The following is an 18,340-nucleotide window of genomic DNA, read 5'->3' as shown; positions in this document are numbered from 1 at the left end:
CTCGCTTGTTCTGAATGTCTTCGGAACCCGGTGTTTTGGTCGTTTCCATGCGCGAATATGGGACGTTGCTGGGGGAACCGGGCGTGTCATGGAAACAAGTTGGCGCACAGGTAAACCGACCTCCTTGACTTAAGTTAAGGAGCACGGGAATTGCGCCCGCGCATCTTTCAGCCTGCCGCTTATCAGGGCTCTACGGTGACCATTCCGAACATGTTCTGTGTCTCCCAATGTGGTCCGCACAGGTAATCCTGGGCGCCGGGAACAAGAAATGTCAGATCAACAGATTCCTCGGGGAACAGGCGGTCACTCTCGGCTTTGCTGCCCTCTTTCAGCAGGACGCTATGGCTGGTGCGTTTGTCTACGTTCACCCAACGCACTGTGGTCCCCGCTTTGACCGTCAGTTGGGCTGGGCAGAAATTGTATTTGTACATCAGTACAACCTCTGCATCTTCCACATCTGAAGACGGCTGACCGAACAGATCCACGTAGCGGGTTTCTGCCTCGGCGCAGATCTCAGCTGTGTCTTCGTCAGCGGCCACCGCAGGTGACGCCAAAGCCAGAAATGCAGGAAGAAGTAGGCGGATCTTCATCGTCCAAGTCTCCATACCAAATACATTGGGGCCGGTTTACCCGGCCCCATCAGTCATTGTCCGACCACGTTGATATTGGCACTGTCGTCGTCCAGCGCGAAGCTTGTGTTCAGCGTCACGTGGTGGAATCGTGCCGCGGCAAAGTCATCGTGGATTGCAAAGCCGACCGTATAGGTCTTGCCCGGTTCCAATGGCACATCACCCGGTGCGCCCGAGTTTAAGGGCCGCGAGAACGTGACGGTCCAAATACCACCCGACAAGTTGGCCGAGGCGGCGATTTCGCCATCATTGACTATGCGCTGTTCCAGAAGATAGCCGTTGCTGGCGCTGCCATCGGCATAGACGCGCATCAGATCCAGATAGGTGCCGTCATCCAGATATTGCGCGATCTGCGCTTCGGCCTGCAATTTGTCCCAGCCACCCAGAGCTTTCCCGCGCCGGCCTTTGACTTCGACCTCGGTGCGGCTTTCGCTGATATATTTGGTCACAGTGTCCTGAGCGGCCAGGCGGCCTGCAACATCGCCATTGGCGACAATCGCATCTGCACCCGGATCAAACGGCATATAGGTGTTGTCCGCGTGGCACGAGGCCCAGCAGCCCACCTGATCCCCCATTTCGATCCCGGTTCCGGTGATCATCATGGCGACCTTGATCTGGTTGTCCGGGTCCATCTTACCGCCATCCACAAATGGTGCAGGATTGTGGCCTGCATCCGGCCATTGCAAGCGGATATAGAGGTTTTCGGCATCATGGGCCGCCTGAACAGTTGCGTCGATTACACCTCGTTTTCCAGGGATCGGGGTTGGTTCCAGCTCGCCGCCTGCGACGATCTTGTTTCCAATCATGTCCAATTCCTTGGCATGACAAGTCGAACATTGGTCGCCACCTTTTGTCAGTGGCCGGGCGCCGCCGTGGAACTTGCCATTCTGAACCCATTCAAACGAAGCCTGACCGGGATAAAACAACTTCAGATCCGCGCTTGCGATGCTGGTCCAGTCGATATCGCCTCCGATATCGCTGCCACCGCCTGCCGGGGCTGTAGATTCTTCACCGCTTGATTTGGCGCGCTCTTCGGCGACTGCAGCGTCCACAGCGGCTGCGATCTGGGCTTGCACCGCCTCTTGTTGTGCTGTCTTGGCCGATTTTTCGGCTTCGGCCTCAGCCGCCTCCTTGGCTTCTACACGGTCGAGACTGGCCAGGTATTCTGGCGGAATTGCACGGATGAAATCAGGATTCGGGGCTTCAATCTGTTCCAGATATTCATCTGTGGCCCTGTCGCGGATGTTCGAATGCGCAATCCCTTTGTGGCAGTCGATACAGGTCTGGCCTGTCTCCATTGCGTTCAAATGTTGCTGGCGCGCGCGGGGGCGCTGGAACTCGGGCATCATCGATTCAAAGTCGTGGCAGTTGCGGCACTCGCGCGAATCTGTGGCCTTCATCCTTTCCCATTCATTCATCGCCAGATGGATACGCTTAGCTTCGAACTTCTCGGGTGTACTGATCGAGCCAACCACCTTGCCATATAGTTCTTTGGACGCCTTGATCTTGCGGATCATCTTGTGGGTCCAGTCCTTGGGTACGTGACAGTCGGAACAGACCGCCCCGACCCCCGATCGGTTCACATCGTGGATGGTCCCGGTGTATTCTTCATAGACGAAATCGCGCATCTCGTGGCACGAGATACAGAACTCTTTGGTGTTGGTGGCTTCCATGGCGGTGTTGAACCCACCCCAAAAGACGATCCCGGCGGCAAAGGCAGCGGCAATACCGGCCACAGGCATTCCCCACAGGAAATACCGACGCCAGATCGGTGGTTTCTTATCTGGATCGGAGGTCATGTCCGGGCTCCGTTTTGGCTGTGTTGACTGGCGCGGCGTGTCAGGCCTGCGCATTCGGCTGATGGATGAAACAAGGACAGGGCGGGCGAGGGGCCCGCCCTGCTCCGAGTTGATCGAAACCCGTCAGGTGACGTGGTTCGACCGGTTGTAGACGTTGAACTTGCCGGTCGGGGCGTACAGTCCTTCGATGCGACCGATCTCTTCCAATGTCTTGGCGTCAAAGATCACGATCTGACCGTTGGGTTCTTTTGAATCCGACAGGTTCCACTTGGACACCCAGACCTCGGTTCCATCCGCGTTGAATTCAAAGTGAACAGCGGCGCTGCCTTCGTCTTCGGTGATCTGGATGGTTTTCACGATCTCGCCGGTCTCTTTCGAGATGACCTGCACAGATTGCTGCACTTCCGGTTCCGGGTGTTTGGTCTGGTCAGCCCAGATATAGTCCGATTCCGGATGTGTACGGACGAACAGGCCCGGGCCGTCTGTTTCCACTTCGTAGCAGATCTTCCAGGCATCATCGGGGCGGTTCTCGGGGTCGTTGCCCCAGACCGTCACTGTGCCGACACCAAGGTGGGTTGTGCCAGCTACCGGCCCGCAATTCGGGTCAATCCAGTTAGCGCCCGGACCGGGATGCGGCAACGCGGCCGTGTCGATCATCGCCTCAAGCTTGTGGGTCTCGGTATCTACAACCACCATCTTGTTCGATGCGTTTGCAGCGATCTGGAAATACCGGCCCGTCGGATCGAAGAACCCGTCATGCAGGAACTTGGCGCTGTCGATTTTGTCGATCCGCAGATTGTCTAGATCAGTATAATCTACTTGCCACAGTTGCCCCAGCTCTTTGACGGCAACGATCCAGGTTGGCTCATTCGGAGTTGTGTAGATAGCGGCCACGCGAGCCTCTTCCACATAGTCCCCGTCCACGTTCACGCCGCGGGTCGATACAACCTTGACCGGCTCCATCGTCTGGGCGTCAACGATTGCAAAGTGCGGCGGCCAGTAGCCCCCGCCGATGACATATTTACCGTCACCGGAAACGGCTACGTCGCGCGCGTCATACGCGATCTTGACTTCGGAAACCAACATCTTGTCCGGCGTCTGCCAGAGGTCGATCTTGGTCATCTTGCCGTCGCGGCCCATGGTGTACCAGAAGCGACCGGGCTGTTCCGGCTCTTCCAGCGAATGGTGTTCGGATGCTTTCAGAACGTGCACCGCATAGCCGGTCGGAATATGTGTCAGCACCTCTTTGGTGTCGCCATCGATAACAGCGACTTTGCCGACGTCGCGCTCGATAACAACAAAGAAGTTTTCCCAGTTGCGACCATGCATCGGCTCGGTTGGGTAGTCCTCTTCTTCAACATATACCTTGCGGGTCGCCATCATCTGGTCCAGCGACATTTCAGGTGGTTTGGGCGGCTCCATCATGATGTAAGTCGCCATGTCTTTGATTTCCTGCTCGGACATGATGTCCGAGAAGTTGTTCATCCCGCCTTCGGTGCCCCAGGCGATGATCTTCTCAAGCCGCTCTTGCCCAAGCGCAAGTGTGCCGCCTTCGGTCACGGCGCCGTCAGCTGCGGTTTTCTTCCAATGCGGTTCAAGATTCTTGCCAGTGGCGCCTTTACGCAAGACACCGTGGCACCCCGCGCATTGTTCAAAGTAAAGTTGTTTGGACGCTTCAAACGCTTCTTCGTTCAAAGTTGGCTCTTCGGCGAAAGCTGGTGCAGCGACACTGCCCAGCAACATCGCCAAACCGACCCCGAAGACGCGGCCCGTTTTGGTATAGCTGATTCCAAGTGACATGATCACTCTCCATTTGCTGGTGAGGCGGTCCAAGCGTGGGGCATCGCGCAAGGGTGCTCCTTGACGAAAGTCAACACCAGCCGCGCAATTCAGGTGGCGGGCAGGGAAAAACGTCAATTTTCCGGCTGGGAAAATCTGTATCTTTGGCACACTTTTTCGGCCGGTTTGATTTTTGTTAAGTCGCGCAGCCGGGCGGCTTGCTAGGGCTTGGAAAACACCAAGGAGAGCAGCCATGCCCGCAATCATCACCCGCGTGTTTGGTGAAGGGTTTCGTGTATTCTTTCTGTCCGCCGGCCTCTATGGCCTCTTTGTCGGAGTGGTTTGGGGGCTGTGGCTGACGGTGCCATATGCAGTGCCGGATTATGGCATGGCCCCGCCCATGTGGCACGCGCATGAGATGATCTTCGGCTATGCAACAGCCGCGCTGGGCGGGTTCTTTCTGACCGCAGTGCCAAATTGGACCGGCGCACCAGATGCGCGTGCGCAGTTCATAACGTTGGCCGCCGGATTGTGGTTGGCTGGTCGGATGGCGATGTGGTTTTCGGGGATGCTGCCTGCGGCGCTTGTGGCGGTGGTCGACCTGGCCTTTGTACCGATTCTGGCGGTCAAGATTGCAACCCAGCTCATCCGGAAGCCGAAACCTCAGAACATGCTCTTTCTGCTGTTGCTCAGCTTTATCTGGATTGCTGATCTGTTCACGCATCTTGAATGGACCGGGATGACGGATGACACAATGCATACTGGGCTGCGCGCGGGGTTGCTGGCGCTCTGCGCGATGATTGCCATTCTTGGCGGGCGGATCACCCCGGCCTTTACCCGAAACGCCATGAGACGCGCGGGCGTTCCCGAGGCGAACTGGCCAATATCTGTGCCAATTCTGGATAAATCAGCGATGGCGGTTGCCCTGACCCTGCCACCAATCGTTCTGGTGCTGGGGTCAGGTGCTGTGGCTGGATCGATGGCGCTGGTTCTAGGGGTGGCACAGGTTTCGCGCATGGCCCGCTGGCGCGCGGGCTGGGCTGCGCGGGAGCCGATCTTATTGGCACTGTATCTTGGGCTTGCAATGCTGGCGCTGGGACTGATCCTCTGGGGGCTGTCAGTGCTGGGTTTCGGAAACGAGATCGCAGCCCTACACATCCTGGGCATCGGATGCGTCGGCGGCATGACCCTAGCGGTCATGAGCCGCGCCGCGCTTGGCCACAGTGGTCGCGCGCTGGTGGCACCCGGCCCAATGGCGGTGGCCTATGGTCTGATGGCGGTGGCGGCCCTGTCGCGGTGGATAGGGGCAGATCTGAATGCAGGTTACATGGTTGCGATGCTGCTGTCGGACGGGTTGTGGGTCAGCGCCTTTGCGCTTTTCCTGATCGCGATGTGGCCCGCGCTGACGGGTCCCAAGGTGCAACGGTCAGCGTGATTTCATTTCCTTTTGCAAGTCTTGACTTTCGTTAAGGATATACCATGCCCATCCCGTCATTTTGGCCAGACTAGCTAATCTGCGCAAAGGAGAGCGCAATGCGAGAAGTCATGACCAAGAGCATGGCACGCAATATATTCTATGGCGGGTCACTGTTCTTTATCCTCATCTTTCTGGCTCTGTCGGCCCATTCTCACTGGTATATCGTGAACTCTGAGAACGCAGCAAAGCTCGATGAAAGTGTTATCAGGGGCAAGCACGTCTGGGAAAAACACGCCTGCATCAACTGTCATACCATCCTTGGCGAAGGTGCATACTTTGCACCCGAGGTTGGCAATGTGATGACACGTTGGGGCGTGCTGGACGACCCGGAATCGGCCTTTGAAGCCCTCAAAGGCTGGATGGAGGCGCAGCCGACAGACATTCCCGGTCGTCGTCAGATGCCCAATTTCAACCTCAGCGACGAAGACATCCGTGATCTGACCAACTTTTTGATCTGGACGGACAATATCGACGCTCAGGACTGGCCGCCCAACGAGGCGGGCTGAGAAGGGAACGGAGCAATGAAATACGAATCCCAAAAAATCGCCTATGCCTACTTTGCGGTGGCAATGGCCCTATTCGCGATACAGGTTCTGGGCGGCCTTCTGGCCGGCTTTATCTATGTATCACCTAATTTCCTGAGCGAGCTTTTGCCGTTCAACATCGTGCGGATGCTGCACACCAACTCGCTGATCGTGTGGCTGATCCTCGGGTTCTTTGGTGCGGCCTATTTTCTGATCCCGGAAGAGGCCGAGCGTGAGATCCATTCGCCCATGCTGGCCTATCTGCAGCTGATCATTCTGGTGGTCGGTACACTGGGCGTGGTCTTGACCTATACGTTCAACCTGTTTGAAGGCAACTGGCTGCTGGGTAAAGAAGGGCGCGAGTTCCTTGAGCAACCCAAATGGGTCAAGGCCGGCATCGTCGTGGCCGCACTGATCTTCCTGTACAACGTGTCGATGACCGTTTTGAAGGGCAAGAAGACCGCGATCACCAACATCTTGTTGCTGGGTCTTTGGGGTCTGGCGCTGCTGTTCCTGTTTGCCTTCTACAACCCGGGCAACCTGTCCTTGGACAAGCAATACTGGTGGTATGTTGTCCACCTGTGGGTCGAAGGTGTCTGGGAACTGATCATGGCCTCGATCTTGGCCTATCTGATGCTGAAGCTGACTGGGGTAGACCGTGAGGTTGTCGAGAAATGGCTCTATGTCATTGTCGCCGCCGCGTTGTTTTCGGGTATCCTTGGTACAGGTCACCATTACTATTGGATAGGCACACCAGGGTACTGGCAGTGGATCGGCTCGATCTTCTCAAGCCTCGAAGTGATCCCCTTCTTTGCGATGATGGCCTTTGCCTTTGTGATGGTCTGGAAGGGCCGTCGGGACCACCCGAACAAAGCGGCGCTGCTGTGGTCGCTGGGCTGTGCCACATTGGCCTTCTTCGGTGCCGGTGTCTGGGGCTTCCTGCACACTCTGCACGGAGTGAACTACTATACCCACGGTACGCAGATCACTGCGGCTCACGGACACCTGGCGTTCTATGGTGCGTATGTCTGCCTCAACCTGGCAATCTTCAGCTATGCAATGCCGATCCTGAAGAACCGCGATCCTTATAATCAGGTTCTGAACATGGGCAGCTTCTGGCTGATGTCCAGCGGTATGGTTTTCATGACCTTTGTGCTGACCTTTGCTGGAACAGTGCAGACGCACATGCAGCGGGTGGTCGGAGACTACTTCATGGATGTGCAGGATCAGGTCGCGATCTTCTATTGGATGCGCCTTGGCTCTGGCATCGTCGTGGTCTTGGGTGCGCTGCTGTTCATCTACTCGATCTGGGTTCCCCGGAAAGAGATCATTGAATCCGGCGCGGCCGAAACCCCAGCGGAGTGATGGATATGGATGGCTCCATGAAACTGAGAACGGGGGCGGCTGACGCCCCCTTCTACCTGCCGCAGGGTGATGAATGTGACGTGTTCGCTGCTGCCTATACCAACAACCTGCCGGTCCTGCTGAAAGGCCCGACAGGTTGCGGCAAGACCCGGTTTGTGGCGCATATGGCCGCCAGCCTTGGCCGCCCGCTTTACACAGTGGCCTGTCACGATGACCTTGCCGCTGCGGACCTGATCGGGCGCTACCTGCTGAAAGGCGGGGAAACGATCTGGGTCGATGGGCCCCTGACCCGCGCGGTGCGCGAAGGCGCGATCTGCTATCTGGATGAAGTAGTCGAGGCGCGCAAGGACGTGACCGTCGTGCTGCACCCGCTGACTGACGACAGGCGCATCCTGCCGATCGACCGCACCGGTGAGGAGCTTGTGGCGGCGCCTGGTTTCATGCTGGTCGCCTCATATAACCCCGGATATCAGAATATCCTGAAAACCTTGAAACCCTCGACCCGGCAGCGGTTCATCTCACTGGAGTTCGACTTTCCGTCGCCCGAGATGGAGGCAAAGGTGGTCGCTAAAGAAAGCGGGCTGGCGCTGGAACGCTGCAAGCCACTGATCCGCTTGGCAGGTAAACTGCGCGGGCTCAGGGGGCAGGATCTTGAAGAGGGCGTTTCCACCCGTCTGGTCGTCTATGCCGCCACGCTGATCGCGCAGGGCATGTCCACCGACCGCGCGATCCTTGCCGCCATGATAGAACCTCTGACAGATGACGAGGACATCAAACGCGGGCTCCTCGATCTTGTCACGGCTGTCTTTGGGTGAGGCCGGCCGATGGTCAGGATCGATTTTGAGCCATGGGAACCCGAAGAAACGATCGGGAAACTGTGGCACTCCCTTGCCAGCCGTCTCGATGCACCCCAGGTGCATGTTGGAGCCGCGGTCGACCTTTCTGAGGTCGCGGGGCGGCTGGCAGTCCTTTTTCGCGGGCTTGGGGGCAGCCCGGGCGTTGAATTGCGCCCGGTCTCGCCCGAGGTTTCACACCATCGCCTAAGCTGGCGCCGTCGGTTGGGTACCGAAGTTGAACTGATGCCGCGCGCTTCGTTCGATGGCGAAGTGCTGCGCCTCCCGGACCGTCTGGCGGTGTTTCCCGCGCGCGAGGCGAACGGAGCGCTGTATGTTTGGCTGGCCGCCGCAGCGGCCCATGCGGGAACCCGGATCGTTGAAGATGATCCGTTGCGCGCCGATCTGCACGCGCTGAGCGCTGCACAAACCATGGTTAATGCAACCTTGGACAACGCCCCCGGCTTGCGACCGCTTTACACCGAGCTTTGCAAAGGTGTTCTGCATGACCGCAACAAATCCGGTCTCCCGCCCGTGGAAACAGCGGTTGAAGAACTGATCCGCCATCGGCTGGGCGACCCCGCGCCTTTATCCTCGAAGGCCAGGCAATTCATGTCATTTGACGATGACCCGACTGCCCCACGCGGATATCAACATTTCCGCCCTGTCCCTCTTTGGCCGGAATTACGCGCAGTTGGTTTTTCAGAGCATAACGATGTCGAAAACCCCGATACCGAAGGCCCGCCCGAGGAATCGGGTGAGAAAACCCACCGTGCCCGGCGGCGCAAATCCGACCAGGCTGAACGCAGTGACAGTTTTATCCTTCATAAATTCGAGGCGATCCTCAGCTGGGCCGAGTTTCTGAACATCAACCGTCGCATTGATGACGATGATCCCGACAATGCCAAAAAGGCCGCCGATGATCAGGATGAGATCGGTTTGGGCCAGATTTCCAAGGCGCCACCGACCAAGCTGAAATTGCATCTGGACCTGGCACCCGAGGATGTGAATCGCGAACGTCTGTCGGGCCGTATTCTCTATCCGGAATGGGACGTGCGCACTGGGCAATACCTGCCCGATCACGTCAACGTTCTAACCTCGGACGCCGATATTCGTGAGGATGCCGCCGAGTTTGGAAAAGACCCCGCAACCGCCCGCCGTATCCGCGCCGTCAAACGCCAGTTCGAAGCGCTGCGCCCGGGCCGGGTGATGACCCGAGGCCATCTGGACGGCGATCAACTGGACATAGAAGCCGCCGTTCGGGCGCAGGTTGACCGCTGTGCCAACGGTGAAGGTACCGAACGCATCTGGCAACAATCCCGCCCCGAGGCGCGCGATCTGGCGGTTTCTATCCTGCTGGATATCAGCCGCTCGACCGAAAGTGCCGTGACTGGCCGCGCCGTGATCGACATCGAACGCGAGGCGCTGGCAGCGCTGGCCTGGGGCCTGAACGCCTGTGGTGACGATTTCGCCATTCACGCCTTCAGTTCACTGAAACGACAGCGGGTCTATGTGCAACGCTGCAAACGGTTTGATGAGGTGATGGGCAGCCAGGTTGAACAGCGCATCGCATCGTTACGCCCGGGGCACTATACAAGGCTGGGTGCCGCGATCCGCCATTGCTCGGCCGATCTGGCGACCCAAACGCGTAAGCGCCGGTTGTTACTGGTGATCACCGATGGCAAACCCAATGATCTTGACCACTACGAAGGCCGCCACGGAATTGAAGACACCCACATGGCCGTGCGCGAGGCGCGCCGGGCCGGGCAATCGGTCTTTGGCGTCACCATCGACAAGACAGGTAAAAGCTGGTTCCCGCGGATGTTCGGGCAGGGCGGCTTTGCCGTCATCCCGGACCCGCAACGCCTGACCATGGCGCTGCCGCAAATCTACCGCCAACTGGTCGGCGCATGAGCGACGCGTCCCTTATCGACGAGTTGCCCGGCGAATTACTGATGTGGGTTCTGATCATTTCGGAACTGCTGGTCTTTGGTGCGGGCCTGATCGCTTTCATGGGCGTGCGCCTGACCGATCCGGCGGGCTTTGCCGAGGCGCAATCGCATCTGCACGGCACCGGAGCCGCGCTGAACACTGCGGTTCTGGTCACCTCTGGCTATCTGGCCGCGCAAGCCTTGCATTGGCGGCAGATTGCGCGCTGGACTGCTGCCCGCCTGGCGTTAATCGCAGCTGCCGCGCTGGGCGTTGTATTCCTGATTATCAAAGGCGTGGAATACGCGGACAAGGCTGCACAAGGAATTACCTACGAGACCCATCCGTTCTTCCTGTTCTACTATCTGCTCACCGGCTTCCACGCGGCACATGTGTTGGCTGGGGTTGTTATCCTGCTGCTGGTCGCCTGGCGGGACAATCCCCGCAACATCGAGGCCGGCGCCCAGTTTTGGCACATGGTCGATCTCGTCTGGATCATGCTGTTCCCCGTGATCTACCTGTTGGGATGACGGACATGACCCAAACCTCATCGGATCCAAAAAGCTCCCGCTGGATGCTCCCAAACCGGCTCACCCGCGCATGGCTCAGCCTGTTGGTTCTGAGCACCGCTTCGGCCCTGCTGACGATACTCCCCCTGTCCTCACCGGTGTTGAGCGCAGGCATTTTGATCCTGGCCCTGTCCAAAGCCCGCATTATCCTTGCACGATATCTGGACCTGACGCACAGCCCGGCCTGGCTGAGCGGTTTCACCATGGTACTGACCGGATTTGCGATGGTGATCTTCGGCCTCTCACTGTTTTGACATGAAAAAAGCCGCCCCCGTGGGGCGGCAGTTCTCCAAGTGCGGGGACGCCTCAGTTATTGTGCGGCCATCGGCATTCGCGCGATCTGACACCGTTGCCACAGGGCCGATAAGGCACCGACCAGATGGTCGATATCTTCGTTCGTATGAACCGGAGAGGGGGTAATTCTCAGGCGTTCGGTGCCTTTGGGAACGGTCGGATAGTTGATCGGCTGAATATAGATCCCGAATTCTTCCAGCAGCGTATCCGAGATGAATTTGCATTTCACCGGGTCACCTACCATCACCGGGATGATGTGGCTGGGATTGGGCAAATGCGGGATGCCTTCGGCGTCCAGTTTGGCGCGCACCTGCGCAACGCGGGTTTTCTGCAGATCGCGCTCGGTATTGGATTGCTTGAGGTGTCGGATCGATGCGGCAGCGCCAGCTGCTATTGCGGGTGGGAGGGCGGTGGTAAATATGAACCCGCTGGCAAAGCTGCGGACAAAGTCACACAAGGCAGCGGATGCCGCGATGTAACCACCAACCACGCCGAAGGCCTTGCCCAGCGTCCCTTCTATGACGGTCAGGCGATCCATCAACCCTTCGCGTTCGGCGATGCCACCACCGCGCGAGCCATAAAGGCCAACGGCGTGGACCTCGTCCAGATAGGTCATCGCACCATATCTATCCGCCAGGTCGCAAATCTCTTTGATCGGAGCGATATCCCCATCCATCGAATAGACAGATTCGAAGGCGATCATCTTGGGCGCATCTGAATCGGCTGCGGCCAGCTTTGCCTCGAGGTCCGCCAGATCATTGTGCTTCCAGATCACTTTTTGTGCCCGCGAATGGCGGATGCCTTCAATCATGGAGGCATGGTTCAAAGCGTCCGAGAATACGATCAGACTTGGGATCTTCGCAGCCAGCGTCCCAAGTGCCGCCCAGTTCGACACATAGCCAGAGGTGAACAGAAGGGCGGCTTCTTTCCCGTGGAGGTCGGCCAGTTCCTGTTCCAGCAAAACGTGGTCATGTGTCGTGCCCGAGATATTGCGTGTGCCCCCTGCGCCCGCGCCGCAACGGTCGAGTGCATCGTGCATTGCCCCGACTACGTCAGGATGCTGGCCCATTCCCAGATAGTCGTTGGAACACCAAATTCGTACGTCGCGCTGTAAAGCGCCGTCCGTCTGGCGTGCATTCGGGAACGCGCCACAGCGGCGCTGTAGATCAATGAAGATGCGGTAGTTGCCTTCGTCGCGCAGATGCTCAAGGCTTTCGCCAAAAAAACGCTCGTAGTCCATCTCGAACACTCCTGGGAATACTGGCTTTCCAGCAAGACTATGTGCCGGACCCGCTACGCAACATGACAAATGTCAAGCCGCAGAAAGGAAAGGCTGGCTTGGAAGCCGAAGGTTTGGCATAGCCTTGAGAGGACGGACGTACTGATCGGGTACGCAACTAGAAAAGAGGGGAAAGCTTCGTGGCGCATGAGGCACTAAAAGCGATCGCCAAGCAGTCACTATTGCTCAAAAGCTTTCCCGAGCATCATATCGACACGCTGTTAAGCCACGCGATTTGGCGGAAATATGATCGCGGAGAGACGATTTTTCTACAGGAAGAAAAAGCCCAGGCCATTCATGTGGTTCTGTCGGGCTGGGTAAAGCTGTTTCGCATGTCCCCTACCGGTGCCGAAGCAGTTGTCAGCGTTTTCACCCGCGGCGAAAGCTTTGGCGAGGCGGTCGCCTTGCGTAACGTTCCCTATCCGGTTTCGGCCGAGGCAGTTTCGGCCTGTGAGATCATGCACATTCCAAGTCCGGTCCTTTTGTCCCTTATGCGAGAGGACCCGGAAATTGGGGTGTCAATTCTGGCAGCTACCTTTACCCATCTGCATTCTCTGGTCGCCCAGCTTGAGCAGCTTAAGGCCCAGACCGGCGCACAGCGGGTGGCAGAATTTCTTCTGACTCTCTGCGAAGCCGAGATGGGGGACTGTGTTGTCGAGCTGCCCTATGACAAGATGTTGATTGCCGGGCGCCTGGGCATGAAGCCCGAAAGCCTGAGCCGCGCCTTTTCCCGGCTAAAGCCGTTTGGCGTTAAAATTGACCGGACACATGCCCTGCTCTCGGACATTCAAGTACTGCGAGACTATGCAGAAAGTGACCCCTCCGAAAAGTGACCGAATTTATTGGCCGGTGTTTGCCGGGTGCGCCAAAGAGCCCCGAGAACGTGCTTCTTTATTCAGGCTAGGACATGCGCATCGATCCCGTGAACACGATTCCCTGTTTCCGGATAAGGGCCTTGTGCAACGTCAGGTAATCCAGAACTTCAAAACAAGCTGGTTTTGGTGCTTGCTGGGTCCATGCAGCTGAGGTGATATGCCGTCAAGTTCCAGTCGGCATCTTCCGTCTGTTCTTAGGGTCGAAATCGAATGGGAAACTCTAACCTTTAGGGGCTTCTACGATGTCAAAAATCCGTTCAACGACTATCTAATTGGAACCGGCATTCTGACAGAGTTGATTACCGCTTTCCTGTCGATAGTCATTTTTTTTTGCGGCTTCGGCGGAGGAAGATTGTCTCAACATCTTTGCCCACATGCGGGATGTTTTGCTTACGGTTCTAGAGTTGACCGAAGCTGAGCGGCTGCCTGAAACCAACACCTTTATCCAGCATAGTTTTGGCGGATCCAAATTTGCAGCACGCGATGATAAGCATGTGAGCACCGGATACGAACAGCATGTTGCAAAGGCTTATATGCAGGGACCCGTGTTTACCACCGGGTCAGTGCATCTTCGTCTTCGTCCTTGGCCGAAACCCACTCCGCACCAGCGGTGGTGATTTCTTTCTTCCAGAAGGGGGCGCGGGATTTTAGGTAGTCCATCAGATATTCGGCCGCCTCGAACGCATCCTTGCGATGCGGTGCGGCAGTGGCCACCATCATGATCCGATCCCCCGGAGCGAGCCTGCCATGCCGATGGATCACCAGCACATTGCCCAGCGACCAGCGGTCTATTGCTTCTTGCGCAATCTGGGTCAAGGCCCGTTCGGTCATGCCCGGATAATGCTCAATCTCCATCACGTCCAAATCGCCCGTGGCCAGATCACGCACAACACCGGTAAAGGTCACGATTGCGCCATTTGCAGCATCGCCCGCCGCAAAGTCATTTGCCTCGGTACCTAGGTCAAACGGGTCTTCCTGCACCACGATGCGCATGACCTCAGCCACCTGTCATTGGTGGGAAAAAGGCAACCTCACGAACGCCCGCCAACGGGGCGTCAAAATCCGACAATTCCTGATCCAGCGCAACACGTAAGGCCGACAGATCCGCAAAGGCCGCTGCATAGCGATCCTCGCGCGCGCTAAGTTCTGCGACCAGATCGGATACGGTGGCCGCCTCGGTTTCAACCCGTTCTTTCGGCAGGCCGATCCGTTCGCGGACCCATGCGAAATACAGCACATCCATCCCTTAGTTCTCCTTCAGGTGTGGCATGGCTTTACGTAGGTAGTCATAGCCGGTGATCAATGTCAGCGCTGCTGCGATCCACAGCAGCCACAGGCCGATCCGACTGGACCAGAACATCCCTTCAAGATGCCAGCGCAGGCCGTTCAGGTCGTCTTCCTGCCCGGTCAGAATCTGGTCGATCAGCGTTGGGTCCATGCCGAAGCTGGCCATCACAAAGTAATGCTCGAAGATGCCCTGTGAAAACAAGACGGCTATCGCCACCATCTGGGCCGTGGTTTTCCACTTGGCAAGTTTGGTAACTTTCAGCGTCCCAGCCGTATCACCCAGATATTCGCGCAGGCCTGACACAAAGACCTCTCGGAACAGGATCACAGTGGCAGGCAGGACCAGCCACGGCGTCCAGTGTTCGGCCGAATACCCGACCAAGATCATCAGCGCGATCACCACCATCGCCTTATCGGCAATCGGGTCCAGCATGGCGCCAATTTTTGTTTCCTGCTTCCACGCTCGTGCCAGATAGCCATCGAACCAGTCGGTTAAGGCGGCTGTCAGAAACAGGATCAACGCGAACCAGTCGGCATAGGGCCGGGTGAAATACAAAAACATCACGGCCAGCCCCGGGGCTGCCAGCAGACGCAGGACGGTCAGAATATTGGGCAGGTTCCACTTCATGCAGCGGACCCTACATCGCTAAAATCCAACAGAAAAGATAGACAGTCAAAAAACCGTACTTGTCCCCTGAACTTGGTCAAAGCGCCGCAGGCAGCGCGTGGTGCGTCCATGCCCCTTGGAGTTTGTTCTATTTGCGGTCAGGTTCACCGCACGTATCCGGGACAGAAGGCACCTCATGACAGCTCATATACAAACCGATGCCCGGTCAAATCTGACCGGCAGCCTGTGGATGATCGCCGCAATGGCGGGGTTTGCGCTGGAAGACGCGCTGTTGAAAGCGGCTTCGGGTGCCGTACCGATCTGGCAGGTGATGGTTCTGTTCGGGGTGGGTGGGGCCCTGGTCTTTGCGGCGGTTGCACTGGCGCGCGGCACGCAACTGTTTCAGCCGGATGTCCTGTCGCGCCCGATGAAAGTGCGCGTGCTCTTCGAGGTATTCGGACGGTTATTCTATGTCTTAGCCATTGTGCTGACGCCTTTGTCTTCAGCTACTGTGATTTTGCAGGCCACTCCGTTGGTCGTTGTCGCTGGCGCTGCGCTGATCTTTGGTGAAACAGTTGGCTGGCGACGGTGGAGCGCGATTCTGATCGGTCTGATTGGCGTTGTAGTCATCCTGCAACCGACCGGAGACAGCTTTTCGGCGCTGTCCATTCTGGCGGTGCTGGGCATGTTGGGCTTTGCCGGTCGCGATCTGGCCAGCCGCGCGGCCCCGGCGACACTGGGGACCGAGGTTTTGGGCTTTTACGGCTTCCTCAGCATCATCGTTGCCGGTTTGGCCTATCGCCTGTGGGAGGACGTGCCAATCGTCCCGCTCGATCTGTACAACGGTCTGTTTCTGACCGGTGCGGTGCTTATGGGTGTGATGGCCTATGCCTCGCTTATGAAGGCGATGCGGATTGGAGAGGTCTCGGCCGTGACGCCGTTCCGCTATACGCGTCTGCTGTTCGGTATCGGTCTGGGCGTGTTCCTGTTCGGCGAGCAACTAGACCAGACCATGTGGATCGGCAGCGCGCTGATTGTGGCCTCGGGGCTGTACATCCTGTGGCGCGGGCGGCGGGCCTAGCCCTTGTCGTGGAAGAAATCATAGACTTTTTGCGCCAAGCCGGCCGAAATCCCCTCGACCGCTTTCAGATCGGCCAGGTTGGCCCGGCCAACTGCTTTGGCGCTGCCGAAATGAGCCAACAGGGCACGTTTGCGCGCGGCCCCTACGCCGGGGATTTCATCCAGCGGTGTGGCCCCCACGGCCTTGGCACGCTTGGCTCGATGTGTGCCGATGGCAAACCGGTGGGCCTCGTCTCTTAGGCGCTGAATGAAATAGAGCACCGGGTCGTTGCGTTTCAGCGCAAAGGGCCTTTGGCCGGTGCGGTGAAATTCTTCCTTACCATGGTCGCGGTCAACGCCTTTGGCGACACCGATCATGGGGATCTCCTCGACCCCGTGCTGCGCCATAATCTCATGGACGGCGCTCACTTGCCCGGCGCCACCGTCAATCAGCAGCAGATCGGGCCACATTCCCTTGTCACGGTCGGGGTCTTCTTTTTGCAGGCGGGTAAAGCGGCGGGTCAGCACCTCTTTCATCATGCCAAAGTCGTCACCGGGGGTCAGGTCATCTCCACGAATGTTGAACTTGCGATAGGCATTTTTCATGAAACCTTCGGGGCCGGCCACGATCATGCCGCCCACGGCATTTGTTCCTTGAATATGGGAGTTGTCGTAGACTTCGATCCGGTTTGGCGGGGCATCCAGATTAAATGCCTCGGCGATCCCGCGCAACAGTTTGGCCTGCGTGGCACTTTCCGACATCCGCCGGGCCAGGGATTCACGCGCGTTGCGTATGGCCCCTGCGACAAGTTCTTGTTTCTCACCACGCTGGGGCACAAGGATTTCTACCTTGCGACCGGCTTTTTCGGTCAGCGCCTCTTGCATCAGATCGGCGTTTTCAATGGCATCTGACAGGATCAACTGACGGGGTGGTTCCTTGTTGTCGTAGAACTGACCCAGAAACGCCTCCATCACCTCGGCGGCTGACACATCTGCCCCGACGCGGGGATAGAAGTCCTTGTTGCCCCAGTTCTGGTTGGCGCGGATGAAGAACACCTGAACGCAAGCCTGCCCACTGTCCATATACAGGCCGATCACATCCGCCTCGGCCACACCGCGCGGGTTAATGCCTTGCGAGGTCTGCACCTGCGTCAGCGCCCGGATACGATCGCGCAGGCCAGCGGCGCGTTCAAACTCCATCGCCTCAGACGCGGCCATCATCTGTTCGGCCAGCTCCTCTTGCACTTTGGTCGACCGGCCTGACAGGAATCGTTCCGCATCCTTGACGCTTTCACGGTAATCCCGATCCGAGATCAACCCGACACAAGGCCCAGAACACCGCTTGATCTGATAGAGCAGGCAGGGACGGGTGCGGCTTTCGAACATCGAGTCAGAACAGTTGCGCAGCAGGAAGGCCTTTTGCAGCTGGTTCAGGGTTCGGTTCACGGCACCCGCGCTGGCGAAGGGGCCGAAATACGCGCCCTTTTCCTTTTTTGCTCCCCGGTGCTTTTTGATCTGTGGAAAGACATGGTCCTTTGCCACCAGAATATTGGGAAAGCTTTTGTCGTCGCGCAGCAGCACGTTGTATTTCGGTTTGAGCTGCTTGATCAGGTTCTGTTCAAGCAGCAGCGCCTCGGTCTCGGTCCGGGTCGTCAGGAACATCATCGAGGCCGTGGCCGCAATCATCCGCTCGATCCGGCCAGAGTGTCCCGGTCTTGTATAGTTCGACACCCGTGCCTTCAGATTGCGCGCCTTGCCGACGTAAAGAACTCGGCTGTCCGCATCCAGCATCCTGTACACGCCAGGTGAACTGTCGAGCGTTTTCGCATATCGCTGGATGCAGGCGTATCCTGTCGACTGGGCGTCATTCTGAGAGCTGTTGGTGTCGTCTTGAGAGGTCATGGCCAAAATATGTGATTCTTTGACCATGGCTGCAATCTTGAGCGCTTCAGATCAAGGGAAAACAAATCCACGTATTCTGTGGATAACTGTGCAGATAACTTTTGTTGGGCTTGAATTTTCCCTTGTTTCATTA

17 protein-coding genes are annotated in these 18,340 nt (G+C 57.6%); 9 read left to right on the top strand and 8 right to left on the bottom strand.

Features of this window, described 5'->3' with window-relative positions:
• Positions 1-182: 182 nt before the first annotated feature.
• The 3 genes from AC2FJV_RS01910 to AC2FJV_RS01900 form a co-directional block, all read right to left on the bottom strand.
• A complete protein-coding gene (locus AC2FJV_RS01910) occupies positions 183-590 on the bottom strand; it encodes a cupredoxin domain-containing protein (RefSeq protein WP_496712327.1) in 408 nt (135 codons plus the stop codon).
• A 53-nt stretch (positions 591-643) separates the two neighbouring features.
• Complete coding sequence (locus AC2FJV_RS01905) at positions 644-2,428, bottom strand: NapC/NirT family cytochrome c (protein WP_496691872.1); 1,785 nt, start codon at positions 2,426-2,428, stop codon at positions 644-646.
• 123 nt (positions 2,429-2,551) lie between these two features.
• Positions 2,552-4,228, bottom strand: a complete 1,677-nt coding sequence (locus AC2FJV_RS01900) for a cytochrome D1 domain-containing protein (protein ID WP_271948614.1) — start codon at positions 4,226-4,228, stop codon at positions 2,552-2,554.
• 232 nt (positions 4,229-4,460) lie between these two features.
• On the opposite strand from AC2FJV_RS01900, the gene AC2FJV_RS01895 reads away from it, so the two are divergent.
• From AC2FJV_RS01895 to AC2FJV_RS01865, 7 genes are all read left to right on the top strand, one after another.
• Positions 4,461-5,642 carry an NnrS family protein gene (locus AC2FJV_RS01895; protein ID WP_496712325.1) on the top strand — a complete coding sequence of 394 codons (1,182 nt, stop codon included), beginning with the start codon at positions 4,461-4,463 and terminating at the stop codon, positions 5,640-5,642.
• A gap of 98 nt (positions 5,643-5,740) precedes the next feature.
• A complete protein-coding gene (locus AC2FJV_RS01890; RefSeq protein ID WP_142635251.1) occupies positions 5,741-6,190 on the top strand; it encodes a c-type cytochrome in 450 nt (149 codons plus the stop codon).
• Between the two features lie 15 nt (positions 6,191-6,205).
• Positions 6,206-7,573 (top strand): cbb3-type cytochrome c oxidase subunit I, encoded by a 1,368-nt coding sequence (locus AC2FJV_RS01885; RefSeq protein ID WP_142635253.1) that lies wholly within the window; start codon positions 6,206-6,208, stop codon positions 7,571-7,573.
• Positions 7,574-7,578: 5 nt separating this feature from the next.
• Positions 7,579-8,388 carry a CbbQ/NirQ/NorQ/GpvN family protein gene (locus AC2FJV_RS01880; protein WP_416383916.1) on the top strand — a complete coding sequence of 270 codons (810 nt, stop codon included), beginning with the start codon at positions 7,579-7,581 and terminating at the stop codon, positions 8,386-8,388.
• Between the two features lie 9 nt (positions 8,389-8,397).
• The gene (locus tag AC2FJV_RS01875) at positions 8,398-10,320 is read left to right on the top strand and encodes a nitric oxide reductase activation protein NorD (protein WP_496712323.1); all 1,923 of its coding nucleotides are present in this window, start codon (positions 8,398-8,400) and stop codon (positions 10,318-10,320) included.
• Positions 10,317-10,865, top strand: coding sequence for a cytochrome c oxidase subunit 3 (locus AC2FJV_RS01870; protein ID WP_496712320.1), 549 nt, complete (start codon positions 10,317-10,319; stop codon positions 10,863-10,865). Before AC2FJV_RS01875 ends, AC2FJV_RS01870 begins: the two co-directional genes overlap by 4 nt.
• A gap of 5 nt (positions 10,866-10,870) precedes the next feature.
• On the top strand, positions 10,871-11,158 hold the full coding sequence (locus tag AC2FJV_RS01865) for a cytochrome C oxidase subunit IV family protein (RefSeq protein WP_496712317.1): 288 nt from the start codon (positions 10,871-10,873) through the stop codon (positions 11,156-11,158).
• Between the two features lie 56 nt (positions 11,159-11,214).
• On the opposite strand, the gene hemA is transcribed toward AC2FJV_RS01865, so the two are convergent.
• Positions 11,215-12,438, bottom strand: coding sequence for a 5-aminolevulinate synthase (hemA, locus tag AC2FJV_RS01860; protein ID WP_496693528.1), 1,224 nt, complete (start codon positions 12,436-12,438; stop codon positions 11,215-11,217).
• 179 nt (positions 12,439-12,617) lie between these two features.
• Here hemA and AC2FJV_RS01855 point away from each other — a divergent pair, with 179 nt between their 5' ends.
• On the top strand, positions 12,618-13,310 hold the full coding sequence (locus AC2FJV_RS01855) for a Crp/Fnr family transcriptional regulator (RefSeq protein ID WP_142635263.1): 693 nt from the start codon (positions 12,618-12,620) through the stop codon (positions 13,308-13,310).
• A 591-nt stretch (positions 13,311-13,901) separates the two neighbouring features.
• On the opposite strand, the gene AC2FJV_RS01850 is transcribed toward AC2FJV_RS01855, so the two are convergent.
• From AC2FJV_RS01850 to pgsA, 3 genes are read right to left on the bottom strand one after another with little or no spacing between them, the layout of a single operon-like run.
• Positions 13,902-14,345, bottom strand: a complete 444-nt coding sequence (locus tag AC2FJV_RS01850; protein WP_142635265.1) for a molybdenum cofactor biosynthesis protein MoaE — start codon at positions 14,343-14,345, stop codon at positions 13,902-13,904.
• A 4-nt stretch (positions 14,346-14,349) separates the two neighbouring features.
• Positions 14,350-14,595 (bottom strand): molybdopterin converting factor subunit 1, encoded by a 246-nt coding sequence (gene moaD / locus AC2FJV_RS01845; RefSeq protein ID WP_142635267.1) that lies wholly within the window; start codon positions 14,593-14,595, stop codon positions 14,350-14,352.
• Positions 14,596-14,598: 3 nt separating this feature from the next.
• A complete protein-coding gene (gene pgsA, locus AC2FJV_RS01840) occupies positions 14,599-15,267 on the bottom strand; it encodes a CDP-diacylglycerol--glycerol-3-phosphate 3-phosphatidyltransferase (protein WP_142635269.1) in 669 nt (222 codons plus the stop codon).
• A gap of 175 nt (positions 15,268-15,442) precedes the next feature.
• Between pgsA and AC2FJV_RS01835 the strand changes: the two genes are divergently transcribed.
• The gene (locus AC2FJV_RS01835; protein WP_281995276.1) at positions 15,443-16,327 is read left to right on the top strand and encodes a DMT family transporter; all 885 of its coding nucleotides are present in this window, start codon (positions 15,443-15,445) and stop codon (positions 16,325-16,327) included.
• On the opposite strand, the gene uvrC is transcribed toward AC2FJV_RS01835, so the two are convergent.
• Positions 16,324-18,207 (bottom strand): excinuclease ABC subunit UvrC, encoded by a 1,884-nt coding sequence (gene uvrC, locus AC2FJV_RS01830; protein ID WP_496689107.1) that lies wholly within the window; start codon positions 18,205-18,207, stop codon positions 16,324-16,326. The genes AC2FJV_RS01835 and uvrC overlap by 4 nt on opposite strands.
• Positions 18,208-18,340 lie beyond the last annotated feature (133 nt).

This window comes from Ruegeria sp. CDSA241 (assembly GCF_059611265.1).
This window is presented reverse-complemented; position numbering and strand designations above follow the sequence as displayed.